Raw genomic sequence first — 21,401 nt, forward strand, 5'->3', positions numbered from 1 at the left:
AATAGACTAAACACTCTGGCCGCGACTTGTAAAGCGATTTGCTCGTCATGCCGGCTATCTTTTGCCGTGATGGGGAACAAGATGCAACAAACAGAAGACCGGCAATTCGTCACCGCGCTGGCGCGCGGTCTGGAAATGCTGGCGGCGTTCCGCCCCGGCGAGGGCGCGTTGTCCAACCAGGAGCTGGCGCGCCGCACCGGCCTGCCCAAATCCACGGTGTCGCGGCTGAGCTACACGCTGACCCGGCTCGGTTATTTGCAGCAGGAAGGCGACGGCGGCCCGTACCGGCTGGGGCTGGCGTTGCTGGCGCTGGGCTCGGCGGCGCTGGCCGGCTACGATCTGCGCGCGGCGGCGGCGCCCTTGATGCGCGAATTCGCGCTGGCCAACAATGTGTCGGTGAGCCTGGCCCTGCTGGACGGCAGCGATATGGTGTATCTGGAAACCTGCCGCAGCCAGGCGCGGGTATCGGTGCAGCTTGCCACCGGCTCGCGGGTGCCGCTGGCCACCACCGCGATCGGGCGCGCCTATTTCGCCGGCTTGCCGGCCGCCGAGCGGCAAGCGCTGCTGCCGCGGCTGGCCGAGCGCTACGGCGCGGAATGGCCGCAACTGGAGCAAAGGCTGGAGCAGGCCTGCGCCGACTACTCGCGGCACGGCTACTCGGCGTCTTTCGGCGAATACGAAGCGGATGTGATGGCGGTGGGCACCCACCTGCCGGCGCTCTTGCCCGGCCAGCCGGCGATGGCGCTCAACGCCAGCGGCCCGGCCTTCGCCTTCGACGCGGCGGCGATGCGCGAACGGATCGCGCCGGCCTTGCTGGCGCTGCGCCAGCGCATCGCGCCGACGGTCTGAACGCCAGGAACGCCGCGGCCCGCTTGCGCGGGCCGCCGGGTTCAGGCTGACTGGATGTAATGCACCAGGTGGTTGATCACCTGCGCCTGCTCGTCTATCGTCGCCCGCACCAGATCGCCGATCGACAGCATGCCCAGTACGGTCTGGTCTTCCATCACCGGCAGGTGGCGGATGCGCTTTTCCGTCATCAGGCTCATGCAGTCGTCCAGCGTCTGCAGCGGCGTCACGTACACCACGCGGCTGGTCATGATGTCGCGCACCTTGGTCCCGGCCGAGGTGCGGCCCTGCAGCACGATGCGGCGCGCGTAGTCGCGTTCGGAAAAGATGCCGACGATGTCGCCGGACTCCATCACCAGCACCGCGCCGATATCGTTTTCCGCCATCACCTGCAGCGCCTGGAACACGGTGCTGTCCGGACTGACGTACACCAGCGCCCGCACCGGTTTGCCATCCAGCAATTGTCTTACGGTTTGCATGTCGCCTCCCCTTTTTATAGCCTGTGGCACCGCCGCGCGCGGCGGTATGCCATAACTATAGATCACCGCCGCGGCAGGCGGCGGCGGGGATGGGTCAGGCGCGGATCATGGTGCCGACGCCGGCGGCGGTCAGGATTTCCAGCAGCAGCGCGTGCTTGACGCGGCCGTCTATGATGTGGACCGCGCCGACGCCGTTCTTGGCCGCGTCCAGCGCCGAGCTGATCTTCGGCAGCATGCCGCCGGAAATGGTGCCGTCGGCGAACAGCTCGTCGATGCGCTGCGCGGTCAGCCCGGTCAGCAGCTTGCCCTGCTTGTCCAGCACGCCGGGCGTGTTGGTCATCAGCACCAGCTTTTCCGCCTGCAGCGTTTCCGCCAGCTTGCCGGCCACCAGGTCGGCGTTGATGTTGTAGGCCTCGCCGTCTGCGCCGACGCCGATCGGCGCCACCACCGGGATGAAGTCGCGGCTGTCCAGCAGCGACACCAGCGACGGGTCGATGGCTTCGATCTCGCCGACCTGGCCGATGTCCACCGCCTCGTCGCCGTCGGCCTTCAGGAACAGCTTGCGGGCGCGGATGAAATGGCCATCCTTGCCGGTCAAGCCCACCGCCTTGCCGCCGTGCTTGTTGATCAGCGACACGATTTCCTTGTTGACCAGGCCGCCCAGCACCATCTCCACCACTTCCATGGTTTCCTTGTCGGTCACCCGCATGCCCTGGATGAATTCGCCCTGCTTGCCTACGCGCGCCAGCAAGTCGTTGATCTGCGGGCCGCCGCCGTGCACCACCACCGGATTCATCCCCACCAGCTTCAGCAGCACCACGTCCTTGGCGAAGCCCTCTTTCAGGGCCTCGTCGGTCATCGCGTTGCCGCCGTACTTGATCACGATGGTCTTGCCGGCGAACTGGCGGATATACGGCAGGGCCTCGGCCAGGATGTTCGCCTTTTCGGCTGCGTCTGTTGCCACTTCATTTCTCCTTGCTAGCGGATCGCGTTCTTCAACCCTAAACGGCTGGCCGGCGATTTCGGATTACGGTGTCGCATTTTAATCACGGCAATTGCTGAACTGTGATTTATTAATTGCCGAACCCTGATCGAAAGACCTACAGTGCCGATATTACTGAACAAGAATTCAGAAAGATCGTCATGACCGACACCGGCAACAGCCGCTGGCAGCGCAAGAAGGACGCCAGGCCCAGCGAAATCCTGGACGCCGCGCTGACCTTATTCGTCGAAAAGGGCTATCTCGCCACCAAGATGGAAGACATCGCCCGCGCCGCCGGCGTCACCAAGGGCACGCCTTACCTGTATTTCCAGAACAAGGAAGACATCTTCAAGGCGGTGGTGCGCGAAACCATCGTCGCCCGCGTCCACGCGATGAGCGCGCAACTGGCCCAAGTGCACGGCGTCGGCAGCAGCGAACTGCTGTTTCTGGCGCTGGACGATTGGTGGACTCATATCGGCTCCACCCGCGCCGCCGGCCTGTGCAAGCTGATGGCCGCCGAGGCCACCAATTTCCCGGAGCTGACGCGCTTTTATTACGACGAAGCCATCCTGCCGGCGCGCCAGTTGCTCGGCCACATCATCCAGCGCGGCATGGACAGCGGCGAATTCCGCCCGGTCCATCTCGATTACGCGATCGACGCGCTGACCGCGCCGATGATGATGACGATGATCCTCAGCCACTCGTTCGCCCTGGTGCCCGGCTGTTGCGACAGCATCAAGGACAATCCGCTCGAATTCCTCAAGACCTCGCTGCGGTTGACGCTGCAAGGCATGCACCAGCCCGCGCCCCAGGACGCCCGCCCATGAAACACATAGTTCCCCTCGGCCTCGCGCTCGCCGCCGCGCTTGGCCTTTCCGCCTGCAAGGGCCAAACCGCCGCGCCGGAAGACATTCGCCCGGTGCGCTACGCGGTCGCCGGCGGCCATGCCGAAACCGGCGGCGACAGCTACGCCGGCGAAATCCGCGCCCGCCACGAGACCCAGCTGGCGTTCCGCGTCGCCGGCAAGGTGGTGGCCAAGCTGGTCAACAGCGGCGAGCGCGTGAAAAAGGGCCAGCCGCTGGCGCGGCTGGACCCCAGCGACTACCAGCTCGACCTCGCCGGCAAACAGGCGCAGCTGGCGGCAGCCGAATCCGACCTAGCCCAACAGCAGCTGAACCTGAAGCGTTACCGCGAGCTGCTGGCCAAACAGTTCATCAGCCAGGCCCAGGTGGACGGCCAGCAGAACGGCGTCAACGCCGCCCAGGCCAAGGTCAACCAGGCGCGCGCCGCGCTGTCCGCCAGCCGCAATCAAACCGCTTACTCGACGCTGACGGCCGACGCCGACGGCGTGGTCAGCCAGATGCAGGCCGAACCCGGCCTGGTGGTGGCCGCCGGCCAGCCGGTGGCCAAGCTGTCGCAGGACGGCGCGCGCGAAGTGGCGATCCAGGTGCCGGAAAACGCGCTGGAGCGGCTGCGCGCCGCCGGCGTGTTCCAGGTCAGCCTGTGGAAGGGTGGCGCGCCGCTGCAAGGCAAGCTGCGCGAACTGGCCGCCGACGCCGATCCGGCCACCCGCACCTATCCGGCCCGCATCGCGCTGTCCGGCGACAGCCGCGCGCTGCAGCTGGGCATGACCGCCAATGTGCGCGCCCCCGGCCAGGCCGCCGCCGGCGCGCTGCGCCTGCCGCTGACCGCGGTGCTGGACCTGCAGGGCAAACACTATGTCTGGACCATAGACGCGCAAAGCCTGCGCGTCAGCCGCAAGCCGGTCAGCGTCGGCGCGGCGGACAACGACAGCATCGCCGTCACCGACGGCGTGCGCGCCGGCGACAAGGTGGTGACCGCCGGCGTGCATCTGCTGCGCGAAGGCCAGCGCGTCAAGCTGCTGGATCGGTGAGGACGCGGCGATGAAGAAACTGAATCTCTCCGAATGGGCGCTGCACCACCAGGCGCTGGTGCGCTACCTGATGGTGATGCTGATGCTGGCCGGCGCCTGGGCCTACACCCAGCTGGGCCAGAAGGAAGACCCGGAATTCACCTTCAAGGCGATGCTGGTGCAAGCCAACTGGCCGGGCGCCACCACCTTGCAGATGGAGCAGCAGGTCACCGACAAGCTGGAGGAAAAGCTGCAGGAGATGGGCGAGATCGACTACGTGCAAAGCTATACCAAGCCGGGCGAAAGCCTGCTGGTGGTGTCGCTGCGCGAGAACGTGCCGCCCAAGAACGTGCCGCAGCTGTGGTACCAGGTGCGCAAGAAGCTGGGCGACATCGCCTACACCCTGCCCGCCGGCGCGCAAGGGCCGTTCTTCAACGACGAGTTCGGCGACACCTTCGGCAATATCTACGCCTTCAGCGGCGACGGCTTCAGCTATGAGGAGCTGCGCCGCTACGTGGAAGCCTCCAAGCAGGAACTGCTGCGCGTGCCCGACGTAGCCAAGGTGCAGGTGCTGGGCAAGCAGGAGCAACGCATCTACGTCGACCTGTCCAGCGCCAAGCTGGCCAGCCTGGGCCTCGATACCCGCGTGGTCTGGCAGGCGCTGCAGCAGCAAAATGGCATGACGCCGGCCGGCACCTTCGAAACCGCCTCCGACCGCATCTGGGTGCGCCCCAGCGGCCAGTACGGCTCGGTGGAAGCGGTCGCCGCCACGCCGGTCAGCGTCGGCGGCAAATCGTTCCGGCTGGGCGACATCGCCAGCGTCAAGCGCGGCTACATCGACCCGCCCGCCACCAGCGTGCGCTTCAACGGCCAGCCGGCGCTGGCGCTGGCCATCAGCATGAAGAGCGGCGGCGACGTGCTGAAGCTGGGCGCCAACCTCGACCAGGCCATCGCCGGCATCCAGGGCAAGCTGCCGCTGGGCGTGGAAATCCACGCGGTGTCGGACCAGCCCAAGGTGGTGCACGACGCGGTGGGCGAATTCATGCGCTCGCTGGTGGAGGCGGTGGTGATCGTGCTGGCGGTCAGCTTCTTCAGCCTGGGCCTGCGCACCGGCGTGGTGGTGGCGCTGTCCATTCCGCTGGTGCTGGCGATGACCTTCCTCGCCATGTATTGCTTCAACATCGATCTGCAGCGCATCTCGCTGGGCTCGCTGATCATCGCGCTGGGCCTCTTGGTGGACGACGCCATCATCGCGGTGGAAATGATGGCGCTGAAGCTGGAGCAAGGCTGGAACAAGTTCCAGGCCGCCACCTACGCCTACAGCAGCACGGCCTTCCCGATGCTGACCGGCACGCTGATCACCGCCGCCACCTTCCTGCCGGTGGGCCTGGCCAAATCGATGGCCGGCGAGTACGTGTTCAGCCTGTTCGCGGTGGTCGGCATCGCGCTGGTGCTGTCGTGGATAGTCGCGGTGGTGTTCACCCCCTATCTGGGCTACAAGCTGCTGTCCAGCCATGCCCGCCACGAAGAGGTCGACGTCTACCAGAAACCGTTCTACCTGCGCTTCCGCGCGCTGCTGGGCTGGTGCCTGGACCACCGCAAGACGGTGATCGCCGCCACCCTGGCCGCCTTCGTCGTGTCCTTGTTCGCGTTCAAGCTGTTCGTCGCCCAGCAGTTCTTCCCCTCGTCCAACCGGCCTGAGCTGATGGTGGACATGTGGCTGCCGCGCGGCGCCAGCTACCACGCCACGCTGGAGCAGGTGGAAAAGATGGAAAAGCTGGCCCGCGCCGATCCCGGCGTGGCCAGCGTCACCAGCTATGTCGGCAGCGGCAGCCCGCGCTTCTACCTGCCGCTGGACCAGCAGCAGCAGCACACCAATTACGCGCAGCTGATGGTGATGACCCGCGACGAGCATGTGCGCGAAGCGGTGAAGGCGCGGCTGGAAAAGATTTTCGACAACGACTTCCCGCTGGTGCGCGGCCGCGTCACCCGGCTGGAAAACGGCCCGCCGGTCGGCTACCCGGTGCAGTTCCGCGTGATGGGCCCCGACCACGACCAGGTGCGCAAGATCGCCGACCAGGTGGAAGCGCTGGTGCGCAAGCACCCGTCCACGCTGCACGTCAACCAGAACTGGGGCGAGCAGGTGAAGGCGCTGCGCATAGACATCGACCAGGACAAGGCCGCCACGCTGGGGCTGTCGTCGCAACAGCTGTCGCAGCAGCTGCAGATGCTGATCTCCGGCAGCGCCGTCAGCGATTACCGCGAAGGCAACCAGAGCATCGCCATCGTCGGGCGCCTGAACCCCGGCGAGCAAAGAGACGTCGCCGCGCTGGGCAACCTGATGGTGCAGACCGCCAGCGGCCGCTTCGTGCCGGTATCGCAGATCGGCCATATCCGCTACGAACCGGAGGAAGGCATCATCTGGCGCCGCAATCGCCTGCCCACCATCACCGTCAGCGCCGACGTGGTCGACGGCGTGCAGGGCGCCGACGTTTCCACCCAGCTGTCGCCGGGCATGGCCGCGCTGGAGAAGATGCTGCCGCTGGGCTACCACATCGAGGCCGGCGGCACGCTGGAGTCCAGCGGCAAGTCGCAGCAGGCGATCGCCGCCGTCGCGCCGTTGATGATTGTTGTAGTTCTGACACTCCTGATGCTGCAGCTGCAGAGCTTCCAACGCACGCTGATGGTGGTGCTGACCGCGCCGCTCGGCATGATAGGCGTCACCTTGACGCTGATCTTGTTCCGCGCGCCTTTCGGCTTCGTCGCCATGCTGGGCGTGATCGCGCTGTCCGGCATGATCATGCGCAACTCGGTGATCCTGGTGGACCAGATCGAGCATGACATCCGCGAAGGCATAGACCGCTTCGAGGCCATCATCGGTTCCACCGTGCGGCGTTTTAGGCCCATAATGCTGACGGCATTGGCGGCCATTTTGGCAATGATTCCGTTGACCCGCAGCACGTTCTGGGGTCCGATGGCGGTGGCCATCATGGGGGGCCTGCTGGTGGCCACCGTGCTGACCCTGCTGTTCCTGCCGGCCCTGTACGCCCAATGGTTCCGCGTGTCGCGCGACGAGCGGCAGCCAACACTTCCACAGCAAGAATAACGAGCACCAGATGAAGAATACCCGCCTCACCTTATTGGGCAGCCTGCTGATGCTGGGCCTCGCCGCGCCCAGCCAGGCTTTCGACCTGGTCGGCGCCTGGCAGGCCGCCCGCGACTACAACGCCGATTTCGCCGCCGCGCGCGCGCAACGCGAAGCCGGCCAGGAAAAACGGGTGCAGGGCCGCTCGCAACTGCTGCCGCAGGTCAGCCTGAACGGCAGCTACGCGTACAACAACCCGCTGCAGCCCAACCGCATCGCCGACGCCTTCGGCAACGTGGTGGGCAACACCCCCTACGAAACCCACGGCTACACGCTGGGGCTGCAGCAGCCCTTGTTCGACGCCGGCAAATACACCGGCTACAAAAAAGGCGAGATCGGCACCCGCCTGGCCGACACCACCTTCGACGCCGCCGAACAGCAGCTGATCCTGGACATCGCCCAGGCCTATTTCGACGTGCTGCGCGCCCAGGACACGCTGGCCGCCACCCGCGCCAGCAAGAAAACTTATCTGAACCTGCTGCAGCAGGCCAAAACCGCGTTCGAGGTCGGCACCGCCACCATCACCGACACCAACGAGGCGCAGGCCGGCTACGACGGCGCCGTCGCCCAGGAAATCAACGACGCCAACAACCTGGAGCTGGCGCAGCACAATCTGCAGCGGCTGACCGGCCTGGAGCCCGGCGCCATCCAGACCGTGCGCGACCAGCTGCCGCTGGACCCGCCCAAGCCCGCCGGCCTGGACGCCTGGCAAGACCTGGCGCTGCGCAACAGCCTGCGCATCAGAAGCGCCGAGCAAAACCTGCAGCTGGCCGAGCAGACCGTCACCGAGAAACGCGGCAACCACCTGCCCACCGTCACCCTCAATGCCGGCTACGCCGACAATGTCAGCAACCAGTACGGCAACTATCCGCATACCCGCGGCAGCAATGTCGGCGTCACCGTCAGCGTGCCGCTGTTCGCCGGCGGCGGCATCAATTCCCAGGTGCGCGAAGCGGTGGCGCAGCGCGAAGCCGCTCGCGATCAGCTGGAATCCACCCGCCGCCAAGTGCGGGAGGACGTGCGCAAGGCATTCCTGGGCGTGACCAACGGCGCGGCGCTGGTGCGCGCCCAGCAGCAACTGCTGCTGTCGGCCAAAAGCAAGGTGGACTCCACCCGGCTGGGCAAGGAAGTGGGCATCCGCACCAGCATCGACCTGCTGCAGGCTGAGCAGGCCTACTACACCGCGGTCACCAGCCTGGCCAACGCCAAATACAGCTACCTCACCGCCAAGCTGGCGCTGGCCCAATCCGCCGGCCAGCTGGCGCCGCAGGTGCTGAACGAGGTCAACCAGGTCATCGTCCGCTAAACTCCGCTGCCCTCGCCGCCGCATGCCCCGCCATGCGGCGCGCCTTTCCGCTGTGCCACTCCCGCCACAAGTGTTTAACTTTTTATTGCATGTGTGGCTTTTTGCTAAACACGCTCATAGAATGATCCGCTAACGCGCCGGCATGCCGCCGGCCCGATACCGACAACGCCGAGGCATCGCCAGCCGATCGCCGCGCGGCCCCGAGGAGACCTCCATGAGCCAGCAGCAACTGATGCAACGCAAAGCCGACGCCACCCCGCGCGGCGTGGGCGTGATGTGCGGTTTCTTCGCCGAACGGGCGAAGAACGCGGAAGTGTGGGACACCGAAGGCCGGCGCTACATCGATTTCGCCGGCGGCATCGGCGTGCTCAACACCGGCCACCTGCACCCGAAAGTGGAAGCCGCGGTGGCGGAGCAGCTGTCCCGCTTCAGCCATACCTGCTATCAGGTGGTGCCTTATGAATCGTACATCCGCCTGGCGGAGAAGCTGAACGGGCTGACCCCGGGCCAGCACGCCAAGAAAACCGCGCTGTTCACCACCGGCGCCGAAGCGGTGGAAAACGCCGTCAAGGTGGCGCGCGCCTTCACCGGCCGCCCGGGCATCATCGCCTTCGGCGGCGCCTTCCACGGCCGCAGCCTGCTGGGCATGGCGCTCACCGGCAAAGTGGCGCCGTACAAGCTTAACTTCGGCCCCTTCCCCTCCGACATCTATCACGCGCCCTATCCCAGCGCGCTGCACGGCGTGTCGATAGCGGAATCGCTGACCGGGCTGGAGCGGCTGTTCAAGTACGATATCGATCCGGCCCGTGTCGCCGCCATCATCTACGAACCGGTGCAGGGCGAAGGCGGCTTCTACCCGGCCCCGGCGGAATGGGTGAAAGCGCTGCGCGCGCTGTGCGACCGCCACGGCATCCTGCTGATCGCCGACGAAGTGCAATCCGGCTTCGCCCGCACCGGCAAGCTGCTGGCCAGCGAGCATTTCGACGCGGTGCCCGACCTGATCACCATGGCCAAATCGCTGGCCGGCGGCTTTACGCTGTCGGCGCTCACCGGCCGCGCCGAAGTGATGGACGCGCCGGCGCCGGGCGGCCTGGGCGGCACCTATGCCGGCAACCCGCTGGCGGTGGCCGCGGCGCTGGCGGTATTGGATGTGATCGAAAGCGAGAAGCTGGTGGAGCGCGCCCAGCGCCTGGGCGACGCGCTGAAGGAAAAACTGAGCGGACTGAAAACCGCGGTGCCGCAAATCGCCGAAGTGCGCGGCCTGGGCGCGATGATCGCCGTGGAATTCAACCAGCCCGGCAGCCACACGCCCGACCCTGACTTCGCCAAGAAGGTGCAACAGCACGCGCTGGCCAACGGCCTGATCCTGCTGACCTGCGGCGTCTACGCCAATGTGGTGCGCTTCCTGTTCCCGCTGACCATCGAAGACGAGATCTTCGCCGAGGCGCTGGGCAAGCTGGAAGCGGCGCTGAAAGCCTGATCGACTGACACTATTCTCCCCTGCGAGCGGTCGCGCCTGATGGCGCTTCCGCTCGTTTGCACAAGGAACACCCCGATGCTCACTCTGCAAGACGCCAAGCTGCTGCGCCAGCAATGCTATCTGGACGGCCAATGGCTGGATGCCGACAACCGCCAAGCCATCGCCGTGCAAAACCCTGCCACCGGCGAAACCATAGGACAGGTGCCGAAAATGGGCGCAGCCGAAGCCGAGCGCGCAGTGGCCGCCGCCGCGCGCGCCTTCCCGGCCTGGAAGGCCAAGAGCGCCAAGGAGCGCGCCGCCATCCTGCGCCGCTGGTTCGACCTGATCATCGCGCACCAGCAGGATCTGGCCGTGATCCTGACCTCCGAACAAGGCAAACCTCTGGCCGAGGCCAAGGGGGAGATCGCCTACGGCGCCAGCTACATCGAGTGGTACGCCGAGGAAGCCAAGCGCGTCTATGGCGACATCGTGCCCGGCCCGGCCGGCGACCGCCGCGTGCTGGTGACCAAGGAGCCGATCGGCGTCACCGCCGCCATCACGCCGTGGAACTTCCCCAGCGCGATGATAACCCGCAAGGCCGCGCCGGCGCTGGCCGCCGGCTGCACCATGGTGGTCCGCCCGGCCAGCCAGACCCCGCTGTCGGCGCTGGCGCTGGCCGAGCTGGCCGAGCGCGCCGGCATTCCGCCCGGCGTGTTCTCCGTCATCACTGGCGGCTCCAGCGAAATCGGCGCGGTGCTGACCGGCAGCGATACGGTGAAGAAGTTCTCCTTCACCGGCTCCACCGAAGTCGGCCGCAAGCTGATCGCCCAGTGCGCCGGCACGGTGAAGAAGGTATCGATGGAGCTGGGCGGCAACGCGCCGTTCATCGTATTCGACGACGCCGACCTGGACGCCGCGGTGGAAGGCGCGCTGATCTCCAAATACCGCAACGCCGGCCAAACCTGCGTTTGCGCCAACCGCCTCTACGTGCAGGACGGCGTCTACGACGCCTTCGCCGAAAAGTTCGCCGCCGCCGTCGCCACCTTGAAAGTCGGCAACGGCCTGGAAGCCGGCGTCAGCCAAGGTCCGCTGATCGACCAGAACGCCGTCGCCAAGGTGGAAGAGCACATCGCCGACGCTCTGGCCAAGGGCGGCAAGCTGATCGCCGGCGGCAAGCGCCACGCGCTGGGCCACACCTTCTTCGAGCCGACGCTGATCGCCGACGTCACCAGCAATATGAAGGTGGCGCGCGAGGAAACCTTCGGCCCGCTGGCGCCGCTGTTCCGCTTCCAGACCGAGGAAGAAGCGATCCGCCTGGCCAACGACACCGAGTTCGGCCTGGCCAGCTATTTCTACGCCCGCGACGTCGGCCGCATCTTCCGCGTCGCCGAAGGCCTGGAGTACGGCATGGTGGCGGTCAACAGCGGCCTCTTGTCCAACGAGGCCGCGCCGTTCGGCGGCGTCAAACAATCCGGCCTCGGCCGCGAAGGCTCCAAGTACGGCATCGAAGACTATCTGGAAATCAAATACGTGCTGCTGGGCGGACTGGACCGCTGAGCGGCACGCCCCATGACAAGAGCCGCCCGGCATGCCGGGCGGCTCTTGTCGTTTCGCGGTTGGCGCTCAATGCGCGCCGCTGGTGTCCACCTTGCCCTGCGGCGCGCCCGGCTTGGCCAGCCACACCACGCCGATCAGACCCAGGAACATCACCGCCGATCCCCAGAATATGTCATTGGCCGCCAGCATATAGGCCTGGGTGCTGATCTGACGCTCCAGCAGCTGGTAGGACTGGCTCAGGCCATACCCCATGTCCGACAGCTGATTCAAGCTGATGCGGGTGGCCGCCGAGAACGACGACACCGATTCGCCCAACTGCACGTGATGCAGGCTGGCGCGGCTGTCCCACAAGGTGCTGGCCGCCGACGCGCCGAACGCCCCCGCGGTGATGCGGGCGAAATTGGCCAGACCGGAAGCCGCGGCCAAGCGTTGCGGCGGCAGGCCGGACAGGGTCAGCGCGGTCAAAGGCACGAAGAAGGTGGCCATCGCCGCGCCCTGGATGAACTGCGGCAGCATGATGGTGGCCACGTCGGCCTGCATATTGAAGCGCGAGCGCAGGTAGCAAACGATGGCGAACACCAGGAAAGCGAAGCTGGCCAGCACGCGGGCGTCGAAGCGGCCGATGTTCTTGCCTATCGTCGGCGACAGCAGCAGCGCCAGAATGCCCACCGGCGCGCTGACAATGCCGGCCCAGGTGGCGGTGTAGCCGGCGAACTGCTGCAGCCACAGCGGCAGCAGCACCAGGTTGGCGAAGAAGATGCCGTAGCCCAGCGACAGCGCCAGCGAACCGATGGCGAAATTGCGGCTCTTGAACAAGGTCAGGTCGACGATGGGATGCTCTTCGGTGATTTCCCAGATCACGAACAAGATGAATGCGACCAGGGCCGCCAGCGCGAGCGCCACGATCTCGCCGGAACCGAACCAGTCCAGCTCCTTGCCCTTGTCCAGCATCACCTGCAGGCAGCCGACCCAGATGATCAACAGGCCCAGGCCCATGCGGTCTATCGGCTTCTTCACCCGCGGCGACTCGTAATCGCGCAGCAGCACCCAGGTGAGCCAGGCGGCGAACAGGCCGGTAGGCACGTTGATATAGAAAATCCACGGCCAGGAGATATTGTCCGAAATCCAGCCGCCCAGAATAGGCCCCAGCACCGGCGCGATCATGGTGGTCATCGCCCACATCGCCAGCGCCATGCCGGATTTTTCCTTGGGGTAAGCCTGCAGCAGCAGGGCCTGGGACAGCGGAATCATCGGCCCCGCCACCGCGCCTTGCATGATGCGGAACAGGATCAACGACTCCAGGCTGCTGGCCATCCCGCACAGCAGCGACGCGATGACGAACAGCACCACCGAGGCCACGAACAGCCGCACCTGGCCGTAGCGCTGGGTCAGCCAGCCGGTCAGCGGCACCGCGATGGCGTTCGCCACCGCAAACGAGGTGATCACCCACGTTCCCTGGCTGGCGCTGACGCCGATATCGCCGGCGATGGAGGGAATGGATACGTTGGCGATCGTGATGTCCAGCACGTTCATGAATGTCGCCATCGCCAGCGCGATGGAGGCCAGCACCAGCCTCATGCCGGTCAGCGGCGTCGTTTGGGCAGCTGCACTCATGCTTTTCTCCTTAACGGCTCAGGTTGGCGGCGATGATGTGCTTGGCCATGTCGTCGGCGGCGGCGGCCTGCTCCTGGTACACGCGGGTTTCCGCCACCGCGCGCGCCGGCGCTGCGCTGGACAGCTGCGCGCCGCTCTGGTCCTTGACCTCCACCTCGGCCTGCATCGACAAGCCCACGCGCAGCGGATGCGCCTTCACCTCGGCCGGATCCAACGCCACCCGCACCGGCAGCCGCTGCACCACCTTGATCCAGTTGCCGGTGGCGTTCTGGGCCGGCAACAGCGAGAAGGCGCTGCCGGTGCCCGCTCCCATCCCCACCACTTTGCCGTGGTACACCACGTCCTTGCCGAACAGATCGGCGCTCAGGGTCACCGGCTGGCCGATGCGCATATGGCGCAGCTGGCTTTCCTTGAAGTTGGCGTCCACCCACAGTTGATCCAGCGGCACCACCGCCATCAGCGGCGCGCCGACGCTGACGCGCTGCCCCACCTGGGCGCTGCGGCGCGCCACATAGCCGCTCACCGGGGCGACGATGGCGGTGCGCGCCAGCGCCAGCTCAGCCTCCTTCAATTTGGCCACCGCCTGCACCACCGCCGGATGCTGCTGGATGCCGCCGGCGCCGGACAGCGCGCGGCTGCTGGCCAGTTGCTCTTGCGTCGAATTCAACGCCGCCTCGGCGGTCTGCACCGTGCCCTGGGCGTGGCGGATTTCCTCGGCCGATACCGCGCCGCTGCCCGTCAGCTCCTGCCGGCTGGCCAGGTCGGCCTTGGCCCGGGCCAGTTCGGCGGTCTTGCCGGCCACATCGGCGGCGCGGGACGCTTGGGTCGTGTACAGGGTCTGGGTCTGGCGCACCACCTGCGCCAGCTGCGACTTGGCTTGGTCCACCGCCAGCTTGGCGTCGGACTGGTCCAACTGCACCATCACGCTGCCGGCCTTGACGAAATTGGTATCGTCGGCGCGGATCGCCACCACGGTGCCGGCGGTTTGCGGAGTCAGTTGCACCACGTTGCCGGCCACATAGGCGTCGTCGGTGCTTTCCAGATAGCGGGCGGAAGCGAACCAGTAGCTGCCGTAAGCCACCGCCGACACGGCGAGGCCGGCGGCCAGCATCAGCACCAGGCTCTTGCGGCGGGCCTGCAGATTGGCGGCGGGTTGGTTGGAGGCCGGCAGGGTGGCGGTTTGAGTGGTCATGTTGTTTTCCTTTGCGCGATGTGAATGAGGTTCAGGCTTGCTTGGATTCGGCGAGGGACAGATCCAGACCGCCCCCCAGCGCATGATTGAGACGGATCGCGGTTTGCAGCCGCAGAGCCTGCAGATCGATGTCCGCGGCCTTCTGCGCCAGCAGCCGGTCTTCGGCGCCGATCACCGCCAGATAGCTGGACAGGCCCTTGCGATAACGGCTCTGCGCCGCCTGGTCGGCGGATTCGAGCTGGCGCAACGCCGCCTCGTGCTGGCCCTGGCGATTGGCCAGCGAGCGCCAGTTGCCGACCTGATCGGCGACATCGCGCAGCGCATCCAGCACCAGTTGGTTGTACAAAGCCACTTCGGCGTCGTAGTCGGCGTTGCGCAGCGCCAGGCCCGCCCGCAGCCTGCCGGCGTCGAACAGGGGCAGATGGATCGCCGGCCCCAGATTGAAGATCTGGCTGCCGCCCTTGAACAGATCGGACGCGTTCAGCGCGTCGCCGCCCACGCCCGCCATCAGGTCGATGTTCGGGTAGAAATCGGCCTTGGCCGCCTGGATATCGTGGCTGGCGGCCTCGAGACGCAGCTTTTGCGCCGCCACCTCCGGCCGCCGGGCCAGCAAATCGCTTTCCAGCCGGGCGGGCAGGCGCAGCTCGCCGCCCATCTTCAGCGTCGGCCGGGCCAGAGCCTCGCCAGCGGCCGGATCCATTCCCGCCAGCACCGCCAGCCGGTGCCGCAGCAGCACCGCCTGGTTGCCCAGCGCCTCCACGTCCGCCCGGGCCATCGACACCGACGCGCCGGACTGTTTCAGCTCCACGTCCGAATCCAGGCCAGCCTTGAGCCGCGACTCGCGCAGCGCCACTTCGCGCTCCCGCAGCTGCACGCGCTGTTCCGCCAGCGCTTTTTGCTGCTCCAGCCGGGCCAGTTCGACATAGCTCTGGCTGACCGAGCTGGCCAGCGCCAAGCCCACGGCCTGCGCCTCCAGCCGGGCCGCGTCGCGGCGGTTCAGCTCGGACAGGGTGCGTTCGCGGTTGCGGCCCCAGAAATCGAACTCATAGTGGAAATCCAGCCCCAGCTCGACCGAGTTGTAGCTGCTGCCGGCCAGCGGCGCCGGGAAGGCGCCATGCGCGCTGAAACGATGGCGCGACGCCACGCCGTTCAGATCCAGCTGCGGCCCTTCGGCTGCGCTTTGTCCGGCCAGGAAGGCCCCGGCTCGCTCCAGCCTGGCTTGCGCCTGAATCATCGTGGGAGAGGCGCTCAGCGCGCGCTGGATCAGATCGGACAATTGCGCATCCTGGAAGCGTCCCCACCAGGCGGCCTCTGGCCAGGCCGCTTGCTCAGCGACCGCCGCCGCCGCCGACGCCGCGCCCAGCTTGAGCGTTTCCGCGGCCAGCGGCCGCGCTTGCGGCGCCAGGCCATGATCGCTGGCGCAGCCTGCCAGCAGCAGGCTGGCGCACAGCGTGGTCAACCACAGTTTCTTGTTCATGTTCGCCTCCTGATCCTTGCCATGGCTTTTACTGCCATGGCAGGGATTCAGTTAAAAAAAATTCAGGGGTTGAGATTCGCGCTCAGCTGCGCCAACAAACGTCTCAGCGCCGCGAAATCGTCGGGGTGGAAGTTGACCAGCGCCCGGTTGAGCACCTCCACCGCCGCGTCCACCAGCTCCGGCCGCAGCTGCCGGCAGATGCTGGTGGGCTTGACCAGCACCACGCGCCGGTCATCCTTGCTGCGCAGACGGTGGATGAAGCCCTTCTCCTCCAGGCGATCCAGCATCCGGGTCATCGACCCGGTATCGCATTCCAGCTGCCGGCACAGATCCGAGGCGCTGCGAACCTCGCCGCTCAGCACCCTCATCAACACCTTCCATTGCGCGGCGGTGAGTTCGAGCGGCTCCATGCGCTGGTCGATCTGCCGCAGCAGCTGGTGGTGCAGACTGGCGATCTGCTGGCCCAGGCTGGTGTCGATGCGGTAGGTTTCCGCGCTGTAAGGGGTGAAGAGCGGCGAGGTCGCTGCGTGTTCCATGGACTTTCCTTTCCAATCAGAGCGTTTTGCCGGCTTCGGACGGCAAACCGCTTTGGACATACAGCAGAGACGACAGCGTGATCAGGATCAGCGTCATGTGCACCACCTGCACCGCGCCTTGCTTGATCCAGTAGCCGAACCACAGGCCGCCGCAGGCGAACCACAGCCACAGCAACAGGAAGCAGGACAACGCGGCGATGGCCACCACCCTGGCCTGGCGGAATCGGCGCAGCTCATTGCTGACCACCGCGCGGGCAAAGGCCAGCGCCGCCGCCCACAATCCGGCGGCCACGCACAGCTGGAAGCCGATCACCGCGTGCAGCAGGCTGGGCACCCATTTGGCCGGCCAGGCATGCCAGACCAGGCCCTGCCCCAGTTGATGATCCATCGACAGCAAATCCATCGACAGCATGTGGCCCAGCAGTACCTGGTTGGTGCCCGGATCGGTGATGTTGTTGAACACCGCGATGCTGAGCCAGGCGGCGAGGCCGGCCAGCAGCAGCAGGCGGCTGATTGCGGCAATGCGAATAGACATGACGGTTTCCTTAGAAAGAAACGGAAGGCTTGAGCACCGGCCAACCGCGTTGATTGGCCGCGCGCACCAGTTCCGGATCGCGGGCCACCACCGATGGGTGGCCGACGGTTTCCAGCAATGGCAAGTCGGAAATGTGGTCGCCGTAGCCGTAGCAGACGGCGGCATCGGAGCCGCAACGCGCCAGGAAGGCCAGTACCGCGGCCTGCTTGCCGGCGCCTATGGTCTGCGGCGACAGCAGTTCGCCGGAGTAGCGCCCGTTTCTGACCTCCAGGCGGTTGGCCAGCACATGGCGCACTCCCAGCGCCTCCGCCAGCGGCTGCAGGATGTCCACCGACGAGCCGGAAACGAAGACCGGCTCGACGCCATGGTCGATATGTCTTTGCAGGGCGTTCAGCGCCGGGCGGATGTAAAAGCCATCCCGGCTCGACACTTCGGCGAACCACGCCTTGGCGGCGGCGGCCAGTTGCTCGGGCGCATGGCCGGCAAACTCGCGGAAGAAGGCGCGATTCACCTCGCTGCGGTCGCAGCCGCAATCCAGCAGGTCCTGCAGCCGGCGGCGGGCGCGCCATTCCTGCAGGCGGCCCAGCACGGGGCCGAAGCGGCGCAGAAAGTAGTAGCGGCGAAAGCTGAACATGCTTTTCATATCGATCAGCGTTTCGTCGACATCGAAAAACGCGAAGCGGGCAGTATCCATATCAGGCTCCACGGGCCAGCCAAACCGGCCCCGGGTCGGTTGCGGGATGGGCGGTCAGGCAGCCAGCGCCTTGGCTTCGGCCGGGGCCAGGCTCAACGCCTGGCGCGCCTCTTCCAGAACCGCGTTCAGCGCTTTCTCAGCCAGCTGCCTCTCGCGGGGCGCCAGATAGGCATCGTCAAAGACCGCGAACTTGACCGCCATGCTGGCCGCCGGCTTGCCGTTCTGCCACACCTCCATGTTCGCGCTGAAGTTGTAGCGGCCGGGGCGCGGCTGCTCGCTGGTCAGCACCGTGTAGCGGATGCTGGCCGGCAGCGGGAAGGCGAACTCGAGGAAGCTCATATTCATTTCGTTGATCACGAAATAACGTTTGGACGGCGCATTCTCATCCAGGCAATGCGCTTCGGTGGTGGCGATGAACATCTGGCGGCAAGCCTCGGTCAAGACCATGCCCTGCACATGGAACCCGGTCAGATGGTCCAGCAGCAGTTCGCCATGCGCGTCGAGCAGCAGGTCGGCCTCGAAGTGATGGGCATCGACCCGGCGCGGCGTCGAAATCAGGATGTTCTCCGCCTTGTGCTTGTGGGAGAGCGCGCGGCCGGCCGGCGCTTCGCAGCTCCACAGCCGCCAGTGCGACAATTCCTCAAGCAGGCCGAGGCTGCTGCCCAGCGCGTACACTTGGTCGCGCTGCGCCTGGTTCAGTCCCTGGCCGGCCACCAGGCGGCTGCCCCTCAGCTCCTCCAGCTGGTTGCTGCGCAGCTGCGCCAGCAAGGTTCCCAGCGTTTGCACGCCTTCCAGTTGCGCGAAAGTGGCGAATTCGTCGGCTACGATCAGTTGAATGGTCATATTGATTTTTCCTCTTTTATTTCAAATTCTTACAGTTGATTTTTTTTGGAATGAAAACGGTTCACATTGTCTACTGGCTCAGGCGGTCAAACGCTCGACGACCCAGCTGTCATGCAGCCATTTTTCGGTCTGGCGCTGCGCCCTGAGGAAATCCCACACCACATCCCGTTCGAAAGTCAGCACCTGGCCTTGCGCGCCGACTATCACCCAGAAATAGCGGCCATCCTTGCTATTGCGGCATTTCACCTTCATGCCGGTCAGCGTCCGGGCGCTCTTGCCGCCGTGGCCGTCATCGACCAGGAACATCTCGCCATGCGGCTTGATCCACTGCAGCGACAAGCCATCGATCAGATCGGGCGCATGCTCGTCCAGATAAGCCACTGCATGCCGATATGCCTCGCGCTCGTCGGGCAGCGCCGCGGAAATCAGGTCTTGCGCAAAATGCGTGGCCCCCAGCAAGCCGCCCTCTTCCGCGATAAGCAAGCTGAAATGCTCGCCGCCCAGACCCGTGTTCAATCCATCTTCGCGCTCATAGCGCAGGTGCCAGGCGGAGCGGCCATCCACGCGGACTTGCTGAACCTTGGCCAAGCTGTCAAAACCTGCCGGCGGCGTCAGCCACTCGCCAACCGAAGCGGGCAGGACATGTTGCAGAAGTGCTTGCATCGTGTTTCTCCAGGGGTGATAAGAAAATTGAAAACTCGATTCCATCCAGGCCAATGCCAGCGCGTCGCCCTGCCGCTGGTCGGCTGCCTCAACAGTATTTAGCTAATAACAATTTAGCATGCTAAATATAATCCCTAAATAAAGGCCGCACTGCGGCCTGGCCGATGTATGACTGTTCATGCGGCAGCAAACGCCTGCTTGATCAGTCTACGCAGATAATGCTGACTCACGATCCGAGCACTGCCAAACGCTGAGCCCACCTTGTGTCTCAGCTCATGATCATAGGATATTTTCTCAGCTATCATTTAGCAAGCTAAATAATTCATAGACAGAACTTTGCATCTCAAGCTGTTACCAATTTGCATCATACTACCCAAAACAAATTTTAAAAATCATTAAAATTCAAATAGTTAAAAAGATTAAATGACATTGCCATTTTTAACACAACATTCAAAAATGGCTTGAGCAGAATGTTTCCGATCGCAACCTCTGCAACATGTCCCTTCCCTTTTACCCCGCGGACGCGCAACCCCTCATAGCGCCGCAAGCGGCAGGATTGGCGCAACGCAACGTCCATGGCGCGTCGGCATGCCGACGATGAGGGAAGACAAAAGCGGGAAGGAGACACCGGAAACGCAAAGAAGGGATCCGCTCGATGGCCAACCAGCGAATCATGGACACGCGAAGTGAAGAGGCTAAGCGATTGGGGACGCGAAGCAAACGAGTGAATCGAGGCGGACGTTCACATGCGGCGCCTCGCTTACCACTCGACGGCATAGATGAAGCGCCGACATTCGACCAAGGCGCCAAGGCCTTAGCATTGACCAGATACGGTCTGGTCGGGATCGCGTCATTGCCGTCACGGCAAAGCGGTGATGGGAATCACGCCAGGATAGCGGCGGCCGGCAGTGGCGGCGTCAAAGGCCGCGGGCGACTCTTGACCAGGATATTTCAACAGCAGGAAGCGGGCGGCTGGACCACCCAGCCCTGAAGCGCAGCTTGCCAAGCAAGGCATACAGACCCATCCATGCCCTTTGCACGCCTCCCGGCGGCGCAATGAACATCAATTCGACAGCGCAGCGGCTTCCCGAGCAGACTCGGCGTGACTCAACGCTTGAGTCAAGCGCGCCATCAACTCGCATAGTTGCAGACGATCGGCCGTGTTGAAATCACTCATCAAGCGCGCCACCCACAAATAGTGATCAGGCAGCACCTGCGCCAGCAAGGTCTCTCCCTCCGGCAGCAAGCGCACGATCCAGGCTCGCCTATCATTGGCGTCTTGTTCGCGCCGGCATAGATCCGATCTTTCCATGCGATCGATGATGCCTGTCATCGTAGGAGAGGAGACGCTGACGCCTTCCGCCAACTTCCCCAGGCCCAAGCCGGACGGATTGCGCTTTAGCAGCAGCAAAACAAAGAATTTGGTCTGCGACAGGCCATGGCGAGCCAGATTAGCCTCAAACGCCAGCATCATGTCGCTGGTCGCCTTGGCGACCTGCAACCAAGTCTGCACCCCCTCCAGGTCCGGGTTATGGTATTCCTTGGCAAACTTGGACAAGGTTTCGAAACTGGGCAGGTCTTTCAACTCAAACATAGTCATGATTTACACACCAAATTAATATGGCGCCTCAAATTTAGCAGGCTAAATATATATAGTCAAATAGAGTATTTGTTTATCATTCCCTGCCGCTGAAGCCGCCCTCCTTCGCCGAACGAACGACAGCTTGCTCACCTGGATCGCCAAACCCCTCTCGTCAGCCTGGCGCATACATCGGCATGCGACAAGCTTGCAATCGTAGGCCCGACAATGGAAGCCAATCATACAATCCAAATATCCGGCCGTAGAGCAGAACCTGAACTTTATGACTAAATAATTATATTATTTCCACATAAATCTGCAAAAAATAGCACAACCCGCACTATTAAATATCACAACGCAGCACAAAACCATGCACACGACTGGCGCCTAGCCGCACCAGCTGAAGCGTTGAAACAAGGCCCGCGATCGGGCAAGCGGCACGTCGACTGCCCAGTCAAAGCCCGCCAGGCGCCTGGCGGGCAGCGGGATGCGCCCCCTCGCGGGGACTGGCGGATGGGCAGCGGCGACGGACGGTCGCCGCGGGGGAACGGGGAGAGGACGGCAAGGTCGAAACGGCGCCGCCCGGCGGGCGGGGCAGAAACGCAGAAACGCAGAAACGCA

General features: G+C 64.9%; 19 protein-coding genes. 7 read left to right on the forward strand and 12 right to left on the reverse strand.

Features of this window, described 5'->3' with window-relative positions; genetic code table 11:
• Positions 1-81: 81 nt before the first annotated feature.
• On the forward strand, positions 82-849 hold the full coding sequence (locus tag MY55_RS19255) for an IclR family transcriptional regulator (protein ID WP_047237402.1): 768 nt from the start codon (positions 82-84) through the stop codon (positions 847-849).
• A 41-nt stretch (positions 850-890) separates the two neighbouring features.
• On the opposite strand, the gene MY55_RS19260 is transcribed toward MY55_RS19255, so the two are convergent.
• Positions 891-1,325, reverse strand: coding sequence for a CBS domain-containing protein (locus tag MY55_RS19260; protein WP_043579723.1), 435 nt, complete (start codon positions 1,323-1,325; stop codon positions 891-893).
• Between the two features lie 94 nt (positions 1,326-1,419).
• On the reverse strand, positions 1,420-2,289 hold the full coding sequence (gene argB / locus MY55_RS19265) for an acetylglutamate kinase (protein ID WP_047237401.1): 870 nt from the start codon (positions 2,287-2,289) through the stop codon (positions 1,420-1,422).
• Between the two features lie 179 nt (positions 2,290-2,468).
• Here argB and MY55_RS19270 point away from each other — a divergent pair, with 179 nt between their 5' ends.
• From MY55_RS19270 to gabD, 6 genes are all read left to right on the forward strand, one after another.
• Positions 2,469-3,134: a TetR/AcrR family transcriptional regulator gene (locus MY55_RS19270; RefSeq protein ID WP_043579719.1), complete on the forward strand. Its 666-nt coding sequence runs from the start codon at positions 2,469-2,471 to the stop codon at positions 3,132-3,134.
• Positions 3,131-4,201, forward strand: coding sequence for an efflux RND transporter periplasmic adaptor subunit (locus MY55_RS19275; RefSeq protein WP_043579716.1), 1,071 nt, complete (start codon positions 3,131-3,133; stop codon positions 4,199-4,201). Before MY55_RS19270 ends, MY55_RS19275 begins: the two co-directional genes overlap by 4 nt.
• A 10-nt stretch (positions 4,202-4,211) precedes the next feature.
• Positions 4,212-7,286, forward strand: a complete 3,075-nt coding sequence (locus MY55_RS19280; RefSeq protein ID WP_065202892.1) for an efflux RND transporter permease subunit — start codon at positions 4,212-4,214, stop codon at positions 7,284-7,286.
• Between the two features lie 10 nt (positions 7,287-7,296).
• A complete protein-coding gene (locus MY55_RS19285; RefSeq protein ID WP_043579712.1) occupies positions 7,297-8,631 on the forward strand; it encodes a TolC family outer membrane protein in 1,335 nt (444 codons plus the stop codon).
• Between the two features lie 214 nt (positions 8,632-8,845).
• Complete coding sequence (gabT, locus tag MY55_RS19290; protein ID WP_047237399.1) at positions 8,846-10,111, forward strand: 4-aminobutyrate--2-oxoglutarate transaminase; 1,266 nt, start codon at positions 8,846-8,848, stop codon at positions 10,109-10,111.
• 75 nt (positions 10,112-10,186) lie between these two features.
• Positions 10,187-11,647 carry an NADP-dependent succinate-semialdehyde dehydrogenase gene (gene gabD, locus MY55_RS19295; RefSeq protein WP_043579708.1) on the forward strand — a complete coding sequence of 487 codons (1,461 nt, stop codon included), beginning with the start codon at positions 10,187-10,189 and terminating at the stop codon, positions 11,645-11,647.
• Positions 11,648-11,713: 66 nt separating this feature from the next.
• Here gabD and MY55_RS19300 read toward each other — a convergent pair whose 3' ends face one another.
• From MY55_RS19300 to MY55_RS19340, 10 genes are all read right to left on the reverse strand, one after another.
• Positions 11,714-13,261: a DHA2 family efflux MFS transporter permease subunit gene (locus tag MY55_RS19300; protein ID WP_043579706.1), complete on the reverse strand. Its 1,548-nt coding sequence runs from the start codon at positions 13,259-13,261 to the stop codon at positions 11,714-11,716.
• A gap of 10 nt (positions 13,262-13,271) precedes the next feature.
• Positions 13,272-14,453, reverse strand: coding sequence for an HlyD/EmrA/EmrK family protein (locus MY55_RS19305; protein ID WP_047237397.1), 1,182 nt, complete (start codon positions 14,451-14,453; stop codon positions 13,272-13,274).
• Between the two features lie 31 nt (positions 14,454-14,484).
• The gene (locus tag MY55_RS19310; protein ID WP_065202893.1) at positions 14,485-15,930 is read right to left on the reverse strand and encodes an efflux transporter outer membrane subunit; all 1,446 of its coding nucleotides are present in this window, start codon (positions 15,928-15,930) and stop codon (positions 14,485-14,487) included.
• Between the two features lie 62 nt (positions 15,931-15,992).
• Complete coding sequence (locus MY55_RS19315) at positions 15,993-16,466, reverse strand: MarR family winged helix-turn-helix transcriptional regulator (RefSeq protein WP_043579702.1); 474 nt, start codon at positions 16,464-16,466, stop codon at positions 15,993-15,995.
• A 16-nt stretch (positions 16,467-16,482) separates the two neighbouring features.
• Positions 16,483-17,001 carry a DUF2165 family protein gene (locus MY55_RS19320; protein WP_043579699.1) on the reverse strand — a complete coding sequence of 173 codons (519 nt, stop codon included), beginning with the start codon at positions 16,999-17,001 and terminating at the stop codon, positions 16,483-16,485.
• A 10-nt stretch (positions 17,002-17,011) separates the two neighbouring features.
• Complete coding sequence (locus MY55_RS19325) at positions 17,012-17,695, reverse strand: HAD family hydrolase (RefSeq protein WP_047237395.1); 684 nt, start codon at positions 17,693-17,695, stop codon at positions 17,012-17,014.
• A gap of 54 nt (positions 17,696-17,749) precedes the next feature.
• Complete coding sequence (locus MY55_RS19330; RefSeq protein ID WP_043579697.1) at positions 17,750-18,538, reverse strand: AfsA-related hotdog domain-containing protein; 789 nt, start codon at positions 18,536-18,538, stop codon at positions 17,750-17,752.
• Positions 18,539-18,616: 78 nt separating this feature from the next.
• On the reverse strand, positions 18,617-19,201 hold the full coding sequence (locus tag MY55_RS19335; protein ID WP_053006754.1) for a hypothetical protein: 585 nt from the start codon (positions 19,199-19,201) through the stop codon (positions 18,617-18,619).
• Between the two features lie 385 nt (positions 19,202-19,586).
• Positions 19,587-19,778, reverse strand: a complete 192-nt coding sequence (locus MY55_RS23880; protein ID WP_155419339.1) for a hypothetical protein — start codon at positions 19,776-19,778, stop codon at positions 19,587-19,589.
• A 486-nt stretch (positions 19,779-20,264) separates the two neighbouring features.
• Entirely contained in the window at positions 20,265-20,801 is a 537-nt protein-coding gene (locus MY55_RS19340) for a MarR family winged helix-turn-helix transcriptional regulator (RefSeq protein WP_201775781.1), read from the reverse strand.
• Positions 20,802-21,401: the final 600 nt, after the last annotated feature.

Origin of the sequence: Chromobacterium subtsugae, from assembly GCF_001676875.1 — a bacterium.
GTDB lineage: Bacteria > Pseudomonadota > Gammaproteobacteria > Burkholderiales > Chromobacteriaceae > Chromobacterium > Chromobacterium subtsugae.